Here is a 17,176-nt window from a genome sequence, read left to right as displayed (position 1 = left end):
GTATGGGGGTGGCACATTCGGTCGTACCCGGTGGTGAGCGCTGGCGGCAGGCCCGGCGGTTCGTCCGGCTGGCAGCCATCGGGACAGGCGCCACCGCGGCGGCCGCGGTGGCGACCGGCGGGGTGCTGCTCGGCCAGGCCCGCCAGGCTCGACGGACCATCCCGATGGCCGAGGCGCCGCCACCCCGCTGCGACGGGATGTACGGCGCGAAGTTCCCCGGTCCGGCGCTCACCATGGTCGTGCTCGGTGACTCGTCGGCGGCCGGCTACGGGGTGCACCGCCGTCGGGAGACGCCCGGGGCGCTGCTCGCCACCGGCCTGTCCCGTCGACTGCACCGGCCGGTGCAGCTGCACCGCTTCGCGGTGGTCGGCGCCATCTCGGCGGCGCTGCGCCACCAGGTGGAGGCGGCGCTGGAGTGCCGACCCGACATCGCGGTGATCCTCATCGGCGGCAACGACATCACCAACCGCACCCCGCGCGGCCTGGCGGTGCGCTATCTGGTCGAGGCGGTGCACACCCTGCGCGACGCGGGGTGCGAGGTGGTCGTTGGCACCTGCCCCGACCTGGGGGCGATCCGCCCGATCCAGCCGCCCCTGCGCTGGCTGGCGCACCGCTGGAGCCGCCAGCTCGCCGCGGCCCAGACGGTGGCCGTGGTCGAGGCGGGCGGCTGGACGGTCTCCCTCGGCGACCTGCTCGGCCCCCGGTTCGCGGCCGAGCCGACGCGCATGTTCGCCTGGGACCGGTTCCATCCCTCCGCCGAGGGGTACGCGATGGCCGCCGCCGCGCTCCTGCCGACGATGCTCTCCGCCCTCGGCGCGACCCCGGAACGACGGGCCACACCGACCCGCGGCGACGGCGTACGGTCGCTGCCGGAGGCCGCGCAGGAGGCGGCTCGACACGCCGGCACGGAGGTCAGCGGCGTCCAGGTCCGGGGCCGCGACCGAGGGCCGGCCGGCCGGTGGGCGCAGCTGCGCCGACGGGCGTTCTTCGGTGTCGGCGCGGTGCCGCAGCACGGGTCCGCCTCGGACACCTCGACAGTGGAGGGACTGGCATGAACGAGAGCAGCGCGCGGAGCGTGACCTCCGGCCTCGCCGGCCGACTGGGTCGGGCGGCGGCGTTCTCGCTGCTCGCCGGCACCGTCGGCGGCGCTGCCGTCCTCGCCGGTGAGGCGTTCGTCGCCCGGCACCGACGCTACGCCGAGCCGGAGCTGGGCCTGGCCCTGCGCGCCACGATCGGCCGGGCGGGGGCCTCCCCGCTGCGACTGGTGCTGCTGGGCGACTCGTCGGCACTGGGCGTGGGTGTCGACCGTCTGGAGGACACCATCGGCGGGCAGTTGGCCAACCTGCTCGCCGAGGGGCCGACGGGTCGTCGGGTGCACCTGTCCAGCGTCGGCGTCTCCGGGTCCCGCTCGACGGACCTCGCCACCCAGGTGGCCCGGGCGCTGCTCGGTGAGCGGCCCGACGTGGCGTTGATCCTGATCGGCGCGAACGACGCCACCGGGCTGCGCCGACCGTCCGACGCGGCGGCCTACCTCGGCGCGGCGGTGCACCGGCTGCGTGAGGCGCGCGTCGAGGTGGTGGTGGGCACCTGCCCCGACCTCGGGGCGGTGCGTGCCATCGCGCCTCCGCTGCGCCAGGTCGTCGGCTGGGCCGGCCGTCGGGTGGCCCGCGCGCAGACCACGGCCGTGCTGGAGGCGGGCGGCTCGGTGGTGGACCTGGCCACCGAGACCGGGCCGGTGTTCCGGGCCGACGCGGGGACGCTCTGCCAGGACGGCTTCCACCCCTCCGCCGACGGCTACCGGGTGTGGGCGCACGCGCTGCTTCCCGCCATCGTCGCCGCGGCGGCGGCCACGACCCGACGCTAGATCGTTCCCGGCCAGGGGTGACATTTCCCGCCGCGTCCGCTTCTTCCGCGCCATGTTACTGGCGGGTTAACGTTGGTCCATGCCGATTGAGTCGTCCCGCGACGCCGTCATCGTCGCCACCGCCCGCTCCCCCATCGGCCGGGCGCACAAGGGGTCTCTGCGCGACGTCCGCTCCGACGACCTCGCCGCGACCATCGTCCAGGCCGCGCTGGACAAGATCCCCGCGCTCGACCCGACCACTATCGACGACCTCTACCTCGGGTGCGGCCTGCCCGGCGGCGAGCAGGGCTTCAACATGGCCCGGGTGGTGTCCACCCTCCTCGGTCTGGACACTGTCCCCGGCGCCACGCTGACCCGCTACTGCGCCTCCTCGTTGCAGACCACCCGCATGGCGATGCACGCGATCCGGGCCGGCGAGGGCGACGTGTTCGTCTCCGCCGGCGTCGAGATGGTCTCCCGCTACGCCCGGGGCAGCTCCGACGGGCTGCCGCCCGAGGCGCAGGCCCTGGTCGGCGGCGGCTGGGAGAACCCTCGCTTCGGGTCGGCCGGCGAGCGCTCGAAGCGCCGCGCGCAGGGCGGCGCCGAGGTGTGGACCGACCCGCGTGAGGCCGGCGAACTGCCCGACATCTACCTGACCATGGGGCAGACCGCGGAGAACCTGGCCCAGGTGTACGACGTCACCCGCGCCGACATGGACGAGTTCGGCGTACGCAGCCAGAACCTCGCCGAGAAGGCCATCGCCGACGGCTTCTGGGCCCGGGAGATCACCCCGGTCACCACGCCGAGCGGGACCGTGGTGAGCACCGACGACGGGCCCCGGGCCGGCGTCACCCTCGACGCGGTCTCCGGCCTGAAGCCGGTGTTCCGTCCGGACGGTCGGATCACCGCCGGCAACTGCTGCCCGCTCAACGACGGCGCCGCCGCCGTGGTGGTGATGAGCGCCCAGCGGGCCGAGGAACTCGGGCTCACCCCGCTGGCCCGGATCGTCTCGACCGGTGTGACCGCCCTGTCGCCGGAGATCATGGGTCTCGGGCCGGTCGAGGCGTCCCGGCAGGCCCTGAAGCGGGCCGGTATGACCATCGACGACGTCGACCTCGTCGAGATCAACGAGGCGTTCGCCGCGCAGGTCATCCCCTCCTACCGGCAGCTGGGCATCCCGGAGGAGAAGCTGAACGTGATGGGCGGGGCCATCGCGGTCGGCCACCCGTTCGGCATGACGGGCGCCCGGATCACCGGCACCCTGCTCAACGCACTGGAGTGGCACGACAAGACCATCGGTCTGGAGACCATGTGCGTGGGCGGTGGCCAGGGCATGGCCATGGTGCTCGAACGGCTCAGCTGAGCCGAGCTGCCCTCAGAGCGCGCCGCGGGTCGCCGTCACCTCGGCGGCGGCCCGGGTCAGCGCCTCGGGTCCCGGGTCGGCGGCCAGCAGGTCCGCCGTGACCACCCGTAGCTGGTCGGGCAGGGCCAGGTCGTTGTCGAGCCGGGGTACGACCCGGCGCGGCTCCCCCTCGGCGTCGGCGGCCAGGTTGGCCATCTCCTGCACGAGGCGGTGCACCATGTCGGCGCGGGACACGTTGCCGGTTGTCGCGACCGCCGCCCACCGAGGCTGCTGCCAGTGCGCGATCTGACGGACCAGCAACTGCACGGCCTTGTCCAACTCCGCTGCGCTCATCGCCGCCGAGTCTACGGCCGACAGCGACCGCGTCGGGGCGGGCCGGTCAGCGGCGCAGGTAACTGAGCAGCCGCAGAAGCTGCCAGTAGAGGAAGACCAACCCGGTGAGCAGGCCGAACGCGCTCAGCCACGCGTACCGACGGGCTCGACCGTCGCGCACCGAGCGCTCGACGAGGTCGAAGTCGAGGATGAAGCTGAACGCCCCGGCGATGATGGCCACCACCGAGAAGGCGTACGGCAGCCAGCCGACCTGCCCGCTGACGCTGTAGACGGCCAGGCCCGATCGCCCGGTGATCAGGTACGACACCAGGTTGACCACGCTGAGCACGGCGATGCCGAGCAGGGTGCCGATCACCAGGCGGGCCAGCCGGGGCGTCGCCCGGATCACCCGGGCCCGGTAGAGCGCCGCCATGCCGAGGAAGACGCCGAAGGTGCCGGCCACCGCCTGCACCACGATGCCCGGATAGACCTGCTCGAAGGTACGGCTCGCCACCCCCAGCAGCAGTCCCTGGAGGATGGCGTAGCCGACGATCGGCACCGGGTTGGTGATCGCCCGCAACGAGATGACCAGGACCAGCGCGATCGAGGCGAGCGCGCTGCCGGCCAGCGCGGCGCCCAACCACACGGCGTCGGGGATCACCGCCCAGGACACCGCCGCGGCCACGCCGGTCACCAGCAGCAACCCGACGGTACGGACCACCACGTCGTCGACGGTCATCGGCTCGACGTCACGGGCGCCGAGCACCCGGGCCTCCACCCGGCCGGTCTCGTCCAGCCGGTTGAGCACCGGGTTGTTGCTGCGCACCGCCGCCTCCTTCGCCCGCGTACCCCCCTCGCAGTCACTCTGCCCCGGGCGGACCGGCGGCGGCGGGTAAACGGCGCGGACGACGGCGCCCGCCCCCACCGGAGTGGGGACGGGCGCCGGTCGGCAGTGCGGACGAGGTCAGTCGTCGCCCTGGAAGTAGCTCAGCAGGCGCAGGATCTCGATGTAGAGCCAGACCAGGCTGACCAGGATGCCGAACGCGGCCACCCAGGAGTAGCGCTGCGGCAGGCCCATCCGGACGCCGTCCTCGATCTCCTTGAAGCTGAGCACGAAGCTCAGCGAGGCGACCACGATGCAGACCAGGCTGAAGCCGATGGCCAGCGGGCTGCCGTCGCGCAGGCCGGTGTTGACGCCGAACAGCGCCAGCACCAGGTTGATCATCATGACCGCGAAGAGGCCGACCATCACCGCGATCATGCCCTTGACGAAGGCCGGGGTGGCCCGGATGACCTTCGCCCGGTAGAGCATCGCCATCAGGAAGAAGATGCCGAAGCTGGCCGCGGCGGCCTGGAGCACGATGCCGTCGTAGGCCGTCTCGAACGCCTTGCTGACCATGCCGACGAAGACACCCTCGACGACCGCGTACGCGATCACGAGCGCCGGGTTGGCCATCCGGGAGAACGAAATGATCAAGCCGAGGACCAGGCCGACCACCGCCGCGCCGATCCAGGCGGTACCGACCAGGGCGTCGGGCACGAGCACCCAGGCGGCTGCGGCGGTGATGCCGAGGATGCCGAGCAGAGCGACCGTCTTGACGACCACGTCGTCGACGGTCATGGGCGCCACGGTCGGCGGCGCGGCCGGGTAACCGGCCTGGGACGGGTACTGCTGGGGAATGCCGGGCTGTCCGTACGGCCCGGCCGGGGCGTACCCGGCGGAGCGCTCCCGCTCGGCCGCTTGGCCGAGCCGGGCGAGCACCGGGTTCGAGGTCTTCACTGTCTGGCCTCCCTCAGGGGGTCGTTTGCACGTGAACGTGCCGTCCAAGAGTAAACGGCACAGCCAAGTCCTGGAGATCACGAATGAGAATGTGTGAGTCGACCGGTGCCCGGGGCGGGGGTCGAACCCGCACGCCTTTCGGCAGCCGCTTTTAAGGCGGCCGTGTCTGCCTTTCCACCACCCGGGCGAGTGGCACCGGCGCGCCGACACGCCTGGTGCAGTGTCACCGTAGCCGGTCTGCGGCGACCCGGCGTACCCCGCCGGCCTGGCCACATTAGGGTCGATGCCGTGAGCAGCGCAGCCCCCACGGCCCCCGACGCCGCCCCTGAGCAGGCATTCCGCCTCGCCGATCAGGTCAACCGCCGACCCCGGGCCACCCGGCTGCTGGCCGCCGTGCGCCGCCACCGGGCAGACCTGCTGGCCGCTCTGCTCTTCGCGGTGCTGGCCGGCTGGCTCACCCAGGGGCTGTGGCCCGACCCGGGCGCCCGCACCCTGGCGCTCAACCCGGAGGACCAGACCCTCTACGAGTGGTTCCTGGCGGTGGACGCCCGTGCGCTGCTCGGCGACTTCGACCTGCTCACCGACCGGCTCAACGCCCCCGACGGCGTCAACCTGATGGCCAACACCACGGTGATCGCACTCGGCGTCCTCTTCGCGCCGGTCACCCTGCTGCTCGGCGCGCCGGTCACCTTCGCGCTGCTCGCCGCCGCCAACCTCGCCGGCACCGCCCTGGCCTGGTACCTGCTGTTCCACCGGACGCTGCGCGCCCGCCGGGTGGCCGCCGCGCTCGGCGGTGGGCTGTGCGGATTCGGACCAGGCATGGTCTCCCAGACCAACAGCCACCTGCACATGACCGCCCAGTGGCTGGTGCCGGTGATCGTCTGGCTGGTGATCCGGCTGCTGCGGGCGTCCGACCCGGGGCCGGGAACACCCGACGGGACCGGCCGTACCCGCACCTCCGGGCCGGATCGCCGGCGGCTGCTCACCTCCGCGGCGGGGCTGGCCGGCGCGGTCACCGCGCAGGTCTTCATCGGCGAGGAGGTGCTCTTCCTCGCCGCCATCACGCTGCTGGTGATGGCGGTCAGCTACGCCGTGTCGGACCGGGACCTGGCCCGCAGGGCGCTCCCCGGCTTCGCCGCCGGGATGGCGGTCGCCGCCGGGCTCGCCCTGCTGGTGCTCGGCTATCCGCTGTGGTTCCAGTTCGCCGGGCCGCAGGGGGTCGCCGACGGCATGTTCACCCCGGCCTACTTCTCCGCCGACCTGAGCAGTTGGTGGACGCTCTCCCCGCTGTCGGTGGGCGGCAGCGACGAGTCCGCCCGGCTGACCACCGGTCCCGCCGAGTACAACACGTTCCTCGGCTGGCCACTGTTGCTGGTCGCCACGGTCTGCGCGATCTGGGCCGGGCGACGCCGGTTGGTCTTCGCCTGCGTCGTGGCGGGTCTGGTGATGGGGGCGCTCTCGCTCGGCCCGGAGGTGGTGCTCGGCGGCACCAGGACGGCACTCCCCGGCCCGTACGCCCTGATCGGTGGACTGCCGGTGGTGGACGGGGCGTTGCCGATGCGGTTCGCGCTGGCGGTGCTGCCGATCGTCGCGACGCTGCTGGTGCTCGCGGTCGACCGGGCCCTGCGGAGCTCCGGTCGGGCCCGGCGGCTGGTGCCACTGGCCGTCGGCGTGGCGCTGCTGCCGATCTTCCCGACCCCCCTGCCGACCACCGGACGACCCGCCGTGCCGGAATTCATCACCGGCGGGCACTGGCGGCAGTGCGTACCGCCGGGCGGGGTGCTGGTCCCGGTGCCGCTGCCCACCCCGAAGGAGCCCTGGCCGATGCGCTGGGCGACCGCCGCCGACGCCGGTTTCGGGCTGCCGGAAGGCTTCTTCATCGGCCCGTACGGCAGGGGCGGCACCGCGGCGATGGGCACCTTCAAGCAGCCCACCTCCGCGCTACTGGCGGATGTCGCCCGGCGCGGGGACCAACCGGCCATCGGCGACGAGCAGCGCCGCCAGGCCGCCCGCGACGCGGAGTTCTGGGGCGCCTCCTGCGTGGCGCTCACCGACGACGCCCCGCACGCGGAAAGCCTGCGCACAACCCTGGAACAGCTCTACGGTCCCGCGACCCGGATAGCCGACGCCTGGACGTGGCGGGTCTAACCCAACCCAAAACCCCGCCGATCTTGCACTTACTGCTCGGACAAGAGGCACCAAAAGGCGCATCACGACGTCCGAAAGTGCAAGATCGACGGGGTTGGTGGGTCCGGGTCTGGGTTAGACGCGGGGCGCGCCTACCGGCTGGGAGGCCTCGGCGAACTCCTCGCGCGGGTCGTGCAACTGGCCCAGGGCGACCACCTCACGCTTGAGGAAGAACGCCAACGACCAGTCCACCACCACGCGGACCTTGCGGTTGAACGACGGGATCCGGCTCATGTGGTACGTCCGGTGCATCACCCAGGCCGGCCAACCGGTCATCTTGATCCCGTACACCTGGGCCACGCCCTTGTGCAGGCCGAGGCTCGCGACGCTGCCGACGTGCTTGTGCTTGTAGTTCACCGGCTCGCGACCCCGGATCACGGCCGTGATGTTGTCGGCCATCCGGGCGGCCTGGCGCACCGCGTGCTGAGCGCTCGGCGAGCAGAAGTTGCCCGGCTCCTTGGTCAGGTCCGGTACGGCGGCGCAGTCGCCTGCACTCCAGGCACCCTCGACCACCTGGTCACCGTCGACCACCTGGAGCGTGGGCAGGCAGGTGATCCGCCGGCGGTCGTCACGCGGGAAGTCGGTCGCGTCCAGCATCGGCGACGGCTTCACACCGGCCGTCCAGACGATCGTGTCGGAGCGGAAGCTGTCACCGTCGGAGAGCTTGACCACCCCGTCGACGCAGGACTCGAGCCGGGTGTCCAGCCGGATGTCCATGTTCCGCTTCAGCAGCTGCTGCACGGTGTAGGCACCCATGTCCCGGTCGACCTCGGGCAGCACCCGCTGGGTGGCCTCGACCAGCACCCAGCGGACCTCGTCCTGCTTGAGCTCCGGGTAGTAGCGCAGGGCGTCGCGAGCCATGTCCTCCATCTCGGCGAGCGCCTCGATGCCGGCGTACCCACCGCCGACGAAGGTGAAGGTCAGCGCCGAACGGCGGACGTCCGGATCCGGCGTGGCAGCCGCCACGTCGAGCCGATCCAGCACGTGGTTACGCAGGTAGATCGCCTCACCGATGGTCTTGAACCCGATGCCCTGCTCGTGCAGGCCAGGGATCGGCAGGGTGCGGGAGACCGAACCCGGTGCCACGATCACGTGGTCGTAGGTGATCTCCCGGGCCGGGCCGCTGATCGGCTGCACGGTGGCCACCTTGCGGTCGTGCTCGATCCGCGTGACCGTGCCGGCCACCATCTTGCACCGGCGCAACTCCCGCCGCAGCGGCACCACGGAGTGCCGCGGGGAGATGTTGCCCGCCGCCGCCTCGGGCAGGAACGGCTGATAGGTCATGTGGGGTTGGGGATCCACCACCATGACCTCAGCCTCACGGGAGCTGAGCTTCTTCGACAGGCGCAGCGCCGCGTACAGACCGACGTGCCCGGCACCAACCACAAGGATCCGCTTCGGATTCACGTTGTCTATCTTTCCCCGGCCGGCTCAGGTAATCCCGCTCGCGGCCCCCATCTGTGACGGAGCACAACCCATGTGACCTGCGTAACCCTCAGGTCGCACCGGTCACCGGCGTCGCAAGAGCCAGCCCAGCAACGCTGCCGTTCCCACCGCCACCAGCAGCCCCAGCACCGTCACCCACTGGTGTCCGGCCCCGCCACCCGTCCCCGCCGCCTGCAACAACAGGACGCCGAGCACGGCAGCACCCAACAGCACAGCGGCCGACCGCACCAACCACCGGGTGATCAACTCCGGGTCCACCACCGCGTCGTAGGGCAACAGCGCGGCCAGCGCGCAGAGGGTGTGACCCAGATAGAGCAGGGCCGCGACGGCGAGCAGCCGCCAGAGGGCGACCGGACGGCCGTACCCGTCGGTGGCGAGCAGCCAACCGCCGACCGTGACCAACGCCGTGAAGGTCGCCCAGAGTCGGCGCGGCCCGAACGCGGGCAACAGGGCCGCCACCGCCAGGAAGAGGATCGGCCGGCCGGAAAGCACCTCCGCGGGAAAGGCAAGGACGAACCCGGCAAAGACGATGACGAAGATCCCGGCCCGGACCAGCAGCGGGGCCGCACTGATGCGGGCCACGGCGTACTGCGCCGCCCGAACCCGCTCCACGACGGCGTTCATGTGCGCCTGCCCTCGCTCATCGGCCACCCACCCTCGGGGCCGTCGCCAACCGGGCCACGTCCCGCAGCACCTGGTCCAGGCTGCCGGCGCCAGCCCAGCGCACCACAGGCACGCCGTGCTCCCGGAGCTGCCCGATCATGATCTCCCGATCCAGACGCCACAGCCGGTACGCCACCTCGGCCCAACCCCGGTCCTTCGGCGACGCCAGCTCGGTCGGCAACGTGTCGACCGCCACCACGAACCGTCCGCCGCGGGCCAGCCGGGCGAGCATCTGCGCCGACCGCTCGTCCAGCAGCGGGGTGAGCACCACCACCAACGCGTCCGAGGACAGCAACTGCGGCCCGAAGACCTGGTCGTACGGCTCGTGCGCGGACGCGTGGACCCGGACGTCGAGCAACCACTCCAGGACGGTCAGGTACTGCCGTCGCCCGGCGGCCGGCCGGAGCCGGCGGGCTGCCGGCCCGTACTCCAACAGCGAGACCCGGTCGCCACGGTGCAGGTAGTGCTCGGCGATCGCGGCGGTGGCCCGGACGGTGGTGTCCAGCACCGAGGCGGCACCGTTCACCCCGCCGGAGCGGCCCGCCTCGGCGAGCACGTCGAGCAGCACCACCACCTCGGCGTCCCGGTCGGAGAGGGTGGCGGCCACGTGCAACTGCCGGGCCCGCAACGAGACCCGCCAGTCGATCCGGCGCAGCCGGTCGCCGGGGGCGAAGACGCGTACGCCGGCCAACTCGCCGCCCTCCCCCGGTCGGCGGGAGTGGTGCGCCCCGACCAGGCCGGCGGCGCGGGGCATCGCCTCGACCGCCTCGAACGGCTCGGTACGCGGGTACACCCGCACCCGGACCGGCTCGGTGATCACCGCCCGGGAGACCAGCAGACCACCCGCCGTGGCGACCCGGGCACCGGCGGGGCCGATCGGGTGCCGGCCCCAGCGCAGGGCCTTGCCGGCCAACTCCAGGTCCACCGCGGCGTCGATCGGCACCGAGGCCACGAACGGCCGGTCCGCGAGGGAACGGCCCCCGCCGTTGCCCGTCGCACCGGTCGGTGGGACGGCGCTCGGCTCCGCGCCGTCGGCGGCCTCGTCGCGGGCGAAGCCGGCCCGGTCGATCCGCAGCCACGGCGACACGCGGGAACGCATCACCACCAGGTCGTAGTCGACCGTGTCCGGGTTGCCGACCGTCACCGCCGCGCTCACGTCGCCGCCCTCGACCAACGGCCCGCCGTCACCCTGGGTGATCCACACCTGCGGCAGCGCCGTAGGCCGCCGACGCAGCGCGTACGCGGTGCCCAGCGCGAACGGGGCGGCAAGCACGATCAGGTCCACCCGACCCAGCAACACGCCGGCCACCAGCAGCAGGCCGGCGAGCAGCACCGCGCGGCCGAGCGCCGGGGTGGGCGCCCAGCCGGCAGCGGGTTCCGCTTCGGTGGCCCTCGGCACGGTCGGTCCGGTCATCAGTGCCGGGGCCCGCCGGCGGCGTAGCTGGGCAGCGCGCCACTGGCCGGGGCGGGAGTCGCCTCCAACACCTCGCCCACCACGAACGCCGGATCGACCCGACGCAACCACATCTCCGGGCGCAGGGTGATCCGGTGCGCCAGGGCGGGCGCCGCCACCGACTTGACGTCTTCGGGCACCACGTAGTCCCGTCCGCCGAACACCGCGCGGACCCGGGCCAGCAGCAGCAACGCCAGCGAACCGCGAGGTGAGGCGCCGACCAGCACCGACGGGTGCTCCCGGGTGGCCGCGGTGAGCGACACGATGTAGCGGCCGATGGAGTCCTCCACCACCACGTCCTCCAGGGCGGCCTGCATGGCCCGCAGCGTCGCCGCGTCGACCACCGCCTTGATGTCCGCCTCCTCCCGGCGACGGCTCATCCGACGGCGCAGGACCTCCCACTCCTCCTCGTGCTGCGGGTAGCCGAACGAGACCCGCAGCAGGAACCGGTCCAGCTGTGCCTCGGGCAGCGGGTAGGTGCCCTCGTACTCGATGGGGTTGGCGGTGGCCAGCACGTGGAACGGCTCGTCCAGCTTGTAGGTCACGCCCTCCACCGACACCTGCTTCTCCTGCATCGCCTCCAGCAGCGCGGACTGGGTCTTCGGCGGCGTCCGGTTGATCTCGTCGGCGAGGAGCAGGTTCGTGAAGACCGGGCCGGCCCGGAAGGTGAAGTCGCCGTTGCGCTGGTCGTAGAGGAAGGAGCCGGTGACGTCGGCCGGGAGCAGGTCGGGGGTGAACTGCAACCGACGGAAGTCCAGCCCGAGGGCCTGGGCGAACGAGCGGGCGGTGAGCGTCTTACCGAGACCCGGCAGATCCTCCAGAAGCACGTGCCCGCCCGCGAGGATGCCGGCGAGGACCAGCTCCAACGCGTCCCGTTTGCCGACCACGACGGTGCCGACCGCGTCCAGGACCGCCCGAGCCAGGTGCCCGACCTCGGCGGGGGCAATGCTCCGGTCCACGTCGTTCATCAAATACTCTCCAGTTCGGCGACGATCACCGCGAGGTCGCGCGGCGACGGGGTGCGGCGAGGCGGGGTCTCCAGGAACGTCCACAGGCGCTCACCCAGCAGGGCGCGAGCGCGGGCGGGGTCCGACTCACGGGTGACGCCGTGTTTCAGACGCATCCGCTCGTCGGCCAGTTCACCGATCCGGGGCAGGACCGTGCCGGTGAACCGTTCGGGTCGGGTCGCGGACCAGTCCAGGGGCCATTCCCACCGGTTGATCGCGCTACTCAGCGCGTCCCGGGCACCCCAGTTGTAGCTGCCGTCCTCCTCGCCCGCGCCGACCCGACTACCGCCGGGCGGCGGTGGCGGCGGCGCGAGCAGGGCGGTGACCCGGCGGACCGCCAGCACGGCGAGCACCCCGGCGATCAGTACGGGCAGCGAGACCTGGAGGCCCACCGCGCGGAGGCCGACGAGCAGGACGGCGACCAGCGCGGCGGCCCACGCGAGCGAGCGCAGCACCGGACGCCACCGGGAGGCGCGCGGCTGCGGACCGACCGGCGCCGCCTCCTCCTCGAACGCGAGCAGGTCGTCGATGCTGGTGCTGCTCATGAGGTCACCGCCGCGGTGAGTTCTCCGCGCAGCCGGCCGAGCGCGGCGCGGGCCTGGTCCCGGGTGCGTTCGCCAACCGGGTGGGTGGCGTACCGGGCCTCCCGGTAGACGTGCGCGAACTCGGCCAGCACGTCGGTGCTGGCGATGGCCGGCACGCCCGCCGCCGGGTCACCCTGCAACAACCGGCTGACCAGGTCGGTGGGGGTGTCCCCGGCGAGCCTCGGCACACCGGCCGCGGCGGCGGTCTCCTCCAGGCGCACCCAGCAGGCGATCACCGCCACCCGGGGGTCGGTGTCCCGGTCGTCGAGTTCCACCAGGCCGGCGTCGAGGGCGGCGACCACCTCGCGGGCGGTGCCCTCGGCGGTACGACGGGCCCGCTGCGCCGGTAGTGCCCGGGTGGTGCGGCGCAGCGCGCCCCGGATCAGGACCCAGCAGAGGTAGCCGAGCGCGGCGAGGATGGCCAGCCCGAGCAGGACCACCGCCACCGTGCCGACCCACTGCGGGATGTGCGCCTGGGTGGCCTCGCCGGCGTCGCGCGGCTCGATCGGGATGGACGGTGACGGCTCAACGGTCGGGTACTCGGGGACCCACGGGACGTTGTCCGCCGCCGGCGGGATCCGACTGGCCCCGATCGACGAGTGGGCGGACGCCAGGGCGGCACCGGCGAGCAGGGCGGCGGTCGCGCCGACCGGCCACCACCGGCGGAGCAGGCCGAGCACCGGGGGCAGCACACCCGGCTCGGCGGACGGTGCCGGCGTGGGCGGGCGTGTTCCGTCTGTCATCGCCACCACCCCACGCGTCGTCTCAGTCCACTCCGGCCAGCTGTTTAGCCTGGCCGAAGACGTCGTCCAACATCCCTGGTGTCAACCGCCCGGTGAAGGTGTTCTGCTGGCTGACGTGGTAGCAGCCCAGCAAGTCCGGAGCGTTCGTGCCGGACCAGTGTGCCCCATGACCGAACGCCGGTCGCGGGCTGGGCGGGCGCTGCCCGTACACCGCGCGGAGCACCGGCCACCACGCCGCCCAGGCGAACGCGCCCAGCGCGACCACGACCCGCAGCGTGGGCCGGATCAGCGCGACCTCGCGGTGCAGCCAGGGCGCGCAGGTGTCCCGTTCCGCCGGGGTCGGTTTGTTGTCCGGAGGCGCGCAGCGGACGGCCGAGAAGACCCGCAGGTCCCGCAGGGTGAGCCCGTCGTCGGCGGCGACGCTTGTCGGCTGGTTGGCCAGCCCGGCCCGGTGCAGCGCGGCGAACAGCACGTCACCCGACCGGTCACCGGTGAAGATCCGGCCGGTGCGGTTGCCACCGTGCGCGGCGGGTGCCAGCCCGAGGATCGCGATCCGCGCGTCACCGGTGCCGAAGCCCGGCACCGGCCGACCCCAGTACTCCTGGTCGCGGAAGGCGGCCCGGCGGGTGCGGGCCACCTCCTCCCGCCATTGGACCAGCCGTGGGCAGGCGAAACAGTCGCTCACCGCCGCGTCGAGGTCGGCCAGGTCGGTCGCCCGCGCTGCGCGGGCGACCACCTGTTCCGGGGTACGGGTCTCAGCCAAGCTTGGCCCGGAAGAGTTCCAGGGTGCGGGCCCACGCGCTGGCGGCGGCTCGCTGGTCGAACGCCTCCGGCCGGTCGTCGTTGAAGAAGGCGTGCGAGGTGCCCGGGTAGTCGTAGAGGTGGCAGTCGCCGCCGGCCTCCTCGATGGCTCGACGAGCGGTCTGTACGCCCTCGGCGGTGGAGGTGCCGTCCTCTTCGGAGCAGTGGATGACCGCTGCCTTGCCGGCGTAGTCGGCCCAGTCGGGGCGCATCGACTCCCACGGCAGCACGGGATAGAAACCGGCGGTGGCGACGATCCGCTCGGAGATGGTGGCCGACCAGAGGGCCAGGCTGCCACCGGCGCAGAAGCCCACGGCACCGACCTTACCGGTGACCTCGGGCCGCCCGGCGAGATAGTCGGCCGCCCCGGCGATGTCCTTCGCCGCCTCGTCCATCCGCATCGCCAGCAGGAGCCGCTGCGCCTCGTCCGGCTCGCTGGTCGTCTCACCGTGGTAGAAGTCCGGGGCGAGGGCCACGAAACCGGCCTCGGCGAACCGGTCCGCCACCGACCGGATGTGCGGGACCAGGCCCCACCATTCCTGAATGACGATGACGGCGGGGCTGGCCGTGCCGCTGGCGGGTATCGCGAGATACCCCTCGCTCGTTCCCCCGTTGCTGCGGTAGCTCACCATTTCGCCCATGGGCCGTCCTCCTAGCGGTCAGTCATCGTTGGCTGGTCGCCCAGTGGTCCTACGTGCCGGTAGCCTGCCACGCCACGGGGCCGTCGGGAAGACGCCGGAACAGTGGCATTCACCTCCTGTTCGCCGCCCGGTGACTGCGGGTACGCCGACGGCGGCGGGGTCTGCTCCCGCCGCCGTCGACACCGATCTACCGCTGTGGTCAAACCTTCTTGGTCAGGCAGAGCACGTAGCCCGTCTTGCCCGGCTCGATGCTGGAGAAGATGTACCCCTCCTGGCCCTCCTTGAAGTACTGCGTGCAGGTGGTGTCGGCCTTGGCCTGAGCCTCGCTCTGGCCGTTCACCCGACCGACCACGTTGTACGCCGCGTCGGTGGAGGTGCACTCGACGACCTTGGCGCCGTCGACCTCCTCCTGCTCGGTGCCGGTGACCTCGGGCAACTCGGCGATGCAGTCGCCGGTCTTGGCGTCTGCGGTCTCGTCCTTGTTCAAGTAGTTGCCGATCGCCGAGGCGACGCCGAACTTCAGGCCGGCGATGACGACGACGGCGAGGATCGCACCGACGATGCCGAGGGCCTTCTTCGCACCGGACTTCTCCGCCTTCGGCTCGGCTGCCTGCGGCGTCTCGGCGGCCGGCTGCGGCTCGGCCGACTGCTGCTGCTGAGCGGCAGGCTGCGGCGCGGCCGCTTGCGGCGTCTCGACGGCCGGCTCAGGGGTTGCGGCGTCGGACGCGGGGGGCGGTGCGACCTGCTCTGACACGGGGGTTCCTTCCGAGGGGTTGATGAGCAGACGACACCGTAACGATCATTGATTTCCGGTGCCGTCCCGCTCGCCTCGTCCGTTCAGCTATTTCCCAGCTTCACCTGCATGATCCAGTTCACACCTTGGCTCAGCGGGTCGGGGTTGGGGTTGGTGTGTCGCTCGGCGGCAGGCCGGTGGCCGTACCGGTCGGCAGCGGCGTCCCGGTCGGCCCTGGTGTGCCGCTCGGATCCGGCGTGCTGGTCGGCTCCGGCGTGCTGGTCGGGTCCGGCGTGCTGGTCGGGTCCGGCGTGCTGGTCGGTGACCCGGGCGGGAGGGGCGCGCCCGGTGCGCGGGGCACGAAGGGCGCCTGGTCCGGGCAGTACGGGTACGCCCGCAGCGCCTGGTTCACATAGGCGCCTTCCAAGCAGTCCGGGTAGCCGAGCCGGATCGGATTGCCGTTCTGGTCGAAGAGCCGGGCGTTCTCCACCAGGCGGCCCTCGCTGTCGTAGACGAAGACGTCCCGGACCCGGTCGTACTGGCTGTCGACCGAGGTCTGGTCGTAGCCGTAGTCGCCATAGCGCATCCGGTCCTCGGCCTGCATCAACGCGGCGAACGCGAAGACCACCAGCACCACGCTGCCGACCTGCACCGCCGAGCGCGGCCAACGGGTCAACCGCCCGGAGCGGCGGCCGATCCAGATGGAGGCGAGCACGAAGCCGACCAACATGATCATGCCGGCGAGCAACTCACCACCGAACCTCGGCAGCAACCCGAAGCTGCCGCCGGTGCTGATCACCGTGACCAGCATCGCCGCCAGGTAGCCCCGGAGCACCCACCAGCCGGGGCGCAACAACTGGAGGAAGTCGCTGGCCGTCGCGTACCCCAGGGGTGGGCCGAGACGGGTGTCCATGGTGCGCAGCCGGCCGCGGACCCGGGCCATCGCGCTCGCCACCCGCTGGTCGAGGTTGCGCCCGCTGCCCGGCGCGGCGCCGGCTGCGGCGCGCAGTTCGGCGGCGTACGTCTCGGGCTCACCCAACCGCTCGACCAGGGTGCCCTCGGACTCGGCGGCGACCTCGGTGAGGTGGTCGGCCAGATCCTCGGTCAGCTCGTCGCGTTGCCCCGGCGGTAGGTCGGCCAGAGCGGCCCGGACCCGCGCCACATAGTCGGTGATCTCCTGCTCCGCGACGGTCATGCCGCCATCCCCCGATCGTCGAGCAGACTGTCCATTGTGGTGGCGAACGAGCGCCAGAGCTTGCCGGAGCGGGTCAACTGGTCACGCCCCGCGGCGTTCAGTGAGTAGTACTTGCGGTGCGGCCCGGATTCGCTCGGCACGACGTAGGTGGTGAGCAGGCCGGCGGCGAAGAGGCGGCGCAGCGTCCCGTAGACCGAGGCGTCACCGACCTCCTCCAGGCCGGCCTCGCGAAGCCGGCGCAGGATGTCGTAACCGTAACCGTCCTCCTCTCGGAGCACGGCCAGGACGGCCAGATCGAGCACGCCCTTCAGCAACTGTGTGGTGTCCACGCATTGCACACTAGTGCGTAATGCGAAGTAGCGTCAACGAATCGCTCGCAACACGCCGGGCAGGGCCGGCGCGCGAAGCGTGGCGGGACGGGCGGT

General features: G+C 72.5%; 18 protein-coding genes and 1 tRNA gene. 4 read left to right on the top strand and 15 right to left on the bottom strand.

Going from position 1 to position 17,176, the window contains the following annotated elements; translation table 11 throughout:
* The first annotated feature begins 2 nt into the window (after positions 1 to 2).
* From ACFYL6_RS03765 to ACFYL6_RS03755, 3 genes are all read left to right on the top strand, one after another.
* Positions 3 to 1,055, top strand: coding sequence for an SGNH/GDSL hydrolase family protein (locus ACFYL6_RS03765; RefSeq protein WP_387167005.1), 1,053 nt, complete (start codon positions 3 to 5; stop codon positions 1,053 to 1,055).
* Positions 1,052 to 1,864: an SGNH/GDSL hydrolase family protein gene (locus tag ACFYL6_RS03760; protein ID WP_387167002.1), complete on the top strand. Its 813-nt coding sequence runs from the start codon at positions 1,052 to 1,054 to the stop codon at positions 1,862 to 1,864. Before ACFYL6_RS03765 ends, ACFYL6_RS03760 begins: the two co-directional genes overlap by 4 nt.
* Positions 1,865 to 1,943: 79 nt before the next feature.
* Entirely contained in the window at positions 1,944 to 3,206 is a 1,263-nt protein-coding gene (locus ACFYL6_RS03755) for an acetyl-CoA C-acetyltransferase (protein WP_387166999.1), read from the top strand.
* Positions 3,207 to 3,218: 12 nt separating this feature from the next.
* On the opposite strand, the gene ACFYL6_RS03750 is transcribed toward ACFYL6_RS03755, so the two are convergent.
* The 4 genes from ACFYL6_RS03750 to ACFYL6_RS03735 all read right to left on the bottom strand — a co-directional run bounded on the left by ACFYL6_RS03750 (position 3,219) and on the right by ACFYL6_RS03735 (position 5,485).
* Entirely contained in the window at positions 3,219 to 3,539 is a 321-nt protein-coding gene (locus ACFYL6_RS03750; RefSeq protein ID WP_387166996.1) for a hypothetical protein, read from the bottom strand.
* 46 nt (positions 3,540 to 3,585) lie between these two features.
* Positions 3,586 to 4,344, bottom strand: coding sequence for a Bax inhibitor-1/YccA family protein (locus ACFYL6_RS03745; protein WP_387166992.1), 759 nt, complete (start codon positions 4,342 to 4,344; stop codon positions 3,586 to 3,588).
* A gap of 138 nt (positions 4,345 to 4,482) precedes the next feature.
* Positions 4,483 to 5,298: a Bax inhibitor-1/YccA family protein gene (locus ACFYL6_RS03740; RefSeq protein WP_357763033.1), complete on the bottom strand. Its 816-nt coding sequence runs from the start codon at positions 5,296 to 5,298 to the stop codon at positions 4,483 to 4,485.
* A gap of 106 nt (positions 5,299 to 5,404) precedes the next feature.
* A tRNA-Leu gene (locus ACFYL6_RS03735) sits at positions 5,405 to 5,485 on the bottom strand.
* A gap of 101 nt (positions 5,486 to 5,586) precedes the next feature.
* Here ACFYL6_RS03735 and ACFYL6_RS03730 point away from each other — a divergent pair.
* Positions 5,587 to 7,446, top strand: a complete 1,860-nt coding sequence (locus ACFYL6_RS03730; protein ID WP_387166988.1) for a hypothetical protein — start codon at positions 5,587 to 5,589, stop codon at positions 7,444 to 7,446.
* 114 nt (positions 7,447 to 7,560) lie between these two features.
* Here the strand turns inward: ACFYL6_RS03730 and ACFYL6_RS03725 are convergent, their stop codons facing one another.
* From ACFYL6_RS03725 to ACFYL6_RS03675, 11 genes are all read right to left on the bottom strand, one after another.
* On the bottom strand, positions 7,561 to 8,892 hold the full coding sequence (locus tag ACFYL6_RS03725) for an NAD(P)/FAD-dependent oxidoreductase (protein ID WP_387166985.1): 1,332 nt from the start codon (positions 8,890 to 8,892) through the stop codon (positions 7,561 to 7,563).
* A 102-nt stretch (positions 8,893 to 8,994) separates the two neighbouring features.
* The gene (locus ACFYL6_RS03720) at positions 8,995 to 9,555 is read right to left on the bottom strand and encodes a hypothetical protein (RefSeq protein WP_387166982.1); all 561 of its coding nucleotides are present in this window, start codon (positions 9,553 to 9,555) and stop codon (positions 8,995 to 8,997) included.
* 16 nt (positions 9,556 to 9,571) lie between these two features.
* Entirely contained in the window at positions 9,572 to 11,008 is a 1,437-nt protein-coding gene (locus tag ACFYL6_RS03715) for a DUF58 domain-containing protein (protein WP_387166980.1), read from the bottom strand.
* Positions 11,008 to 12,015 (bottom strand): MoxR family ATPase, encoded by a 1,008-nt coding sequence (locus ACFYL6_RS03710; protein ID WP_091394243.1) that lies wholly within the window; start codon positions 12,013 to 12,015, stop codon positions 11,008 to 11,010. The genes ACFYL6_RS03715 and ACFYL6_RS03710 overlap by 1 nt, the downstream gene beginning before the upstream one ends.
* Complete coding sequence (locus ACFYL6_RS03705) at positions 12,015 to 12,599, bottom strand: hypothetical protein (protein ID WP_387166977.1); 585 nt, start codon at positions 12,597 to 12,599, stop codon at positions 12,015 to 12,017. Before ACFYL6_RS03705 ends, ACFYL6_RS03710 begins: the two co-directional genes overlap by 1 nt.
* On the bottom strand, positions 12,596 to 13,381 hold the full coding sequence (locus ACFYL6_RS03700) for a DUF4129 domain-containing protein (RefSeq protein WP_387166974.1): 786 nt from the start codon (positions 13,379 to 13,381) through the stop codon (positions 12,596 to 12,598). The genes ACFYL6_RS03705 and ACFYL6_RS03700 overlap by 4 nt, the downstream gene beginning before the upstream one ends.
* 22 nt (positions 13,382 to 13,403) lie before the next feature.
* The gene (locus ACFYL6_RS03695; RefSeq protein WP_387168227.1) at positions 13,404 to 14,117 is read right to left on the bottom strand and encodes a uracil-DNA glycosylase; all 714 of its coding nucleotides are present in this window, start codon (positions 14,115 to 14,117) and stop codon (positions 13,404 to 13,406) included.
* 19 nt (positions 14,118 to 14,136) lie between these two features.
* On the bottom strand, positions 14,137 to 14,823 hold the full coding sequence (locus ACFYL6_RS03690; RefSeq protein ID WP_030328776.1) for a dienelactone hydrolase family protein: 687 nt from the start codon (positions 14,821 to 14,823) through the stop codon (positions 14,137 to 14,139).
* 199 nt (positions 14,824 to 15,022) lie between these two features.
* Positions 15,023 to 15,577, bottom strand: a complete 555-nt coding sequence (locus ACFYL6_RS03685; protein ID WP_387166971.1) for a hypothetical protein — start codon at positions 15,575 to 15,577, stop codon at positions 15,023 to 15,025.
* A 130-nt stretch (positions 15,578 to 15,707) separates the two neighbouring features.
* Positions 15,708 to 16,751: an HAAS signaling domain-containing protein gene (locus ACFYL6_RS03680; RefSeq protein WP_387166968.1), complete on the bottom strand. Its 1,044-nt coding sequence runs from the start codon at positions 16,749 to 16,751 to the stop codon at positions 15,708 to 15,710.
* Positions 16,748 to 17,080: a PadR family transcriptional regulator gene (locus tag ACFYL6_RS03675; protein WP_074316865.1), complete on the bottom strand. Its 333-nt coding sequence runs from the start codon at positions 17,078 to 17,080 to the stop codon at positions 16,748 to 16,750. Before ACFYL6_RS03675 ends, ACFYL6_RS03680 begins: the two co-directional genes overlap by 4 nt.
* Positions 17,081 to 17,176: the final 96 nt, after the last annotated feature.

The sequence above is a fragment of the Micromonospora sp. NPDC007208 genome, assembly GCF_042869175.1.
Lineage (GTDB): Bacteria > Actinomycetota > Actinomycetes > Mycobacteriales > Micromonosporaceae > Micromonospora > Micromonospora foliorum.
The sequence above is the reverse complement of the archived record's forward strand: the minus strand, read 5'-3'. Positions and strand labels throughout refer to the sequence as shown.

Coding starts and splice junctions, on each gene's coding strand:
- ACFYL6_RS03680 (WP_387166968.1), bottom strand. CDS start 16,751: ATGACCGTCGCGGAGCAGGAGATCACCGACTATGTGGCGCGGGTCCGG.
- ACFYL6_RS03690 (WP_030328776.1), bottom strand. CDS start 14,823: ATGGGCGAAATGGTGAGCTACCGCAGCAACGGGGGAACGAGCGAGGGG.
- ACFYL6_RS03765 (WP_387167005.1), top strand. CDS start 3: ATGGGGGTGGCACATTCGGTCGTACCCGGTGGTGAGCGCTGGCGGCAG.
- ACFYL6_RS03715 (WP_387166980.1), bottom strand. CDS start 11,008: ATGACCGGACCGACCGTGCCGAGGGCCACCGAAGCGGAACCCGCTGCC.
- ACFYL6_RS03750 (WP_387166996.1), bottom strand. CDS start 3,539: ATGAGCGCAGCGGAGTTGGACAAGGCCGTGCAGTTGCTGGTCCGTCAG.
- ACFYL6_RS03700 (WP_387166974.1), bottom strand. CDS start 13,381: ATGACAGACGGAACACGCCCGCCCACGCCGGCACCGTCCGCCGAGCCG.
- ACFYL6_RS03710 (WP_091394243.1), bottom strand. CDS start 12,015: ATGAACGACGTGGACCGGAGCATTGCCCCCGCCGAGGTCGGGCACCTG.
- ACFYL6_RS03705 (WP_387166977.1), bottom strand. CDS start 12,599: ATGAGCAGCACCAGCATCGACGACCTGCTCGCGTTCGAGGAGGAGGCG.
- ACFYL6_RS03720 (WP_387166982.1), bottom strand. CDS start 9,555: ATGAACGCCGTCGTGGAGCGGGTTCGGGCGGCGCAGTACGCCGTGGCC.
- ACFYL6_RS03760 (WP_387167002.1), top strand. CDS start 1,052: ATGAACGAGAGCAGCGCGCGGAGCGTGACCTCCGGCCTCGCCGGCCGA.
- ACFYL6_RS03755 (WP_387166999.1), top strand. CDS start 1,944: ATGCCGATTGAGTCGTCCCGCGACGCCGTCATCGTCGCCACCGCCCGC.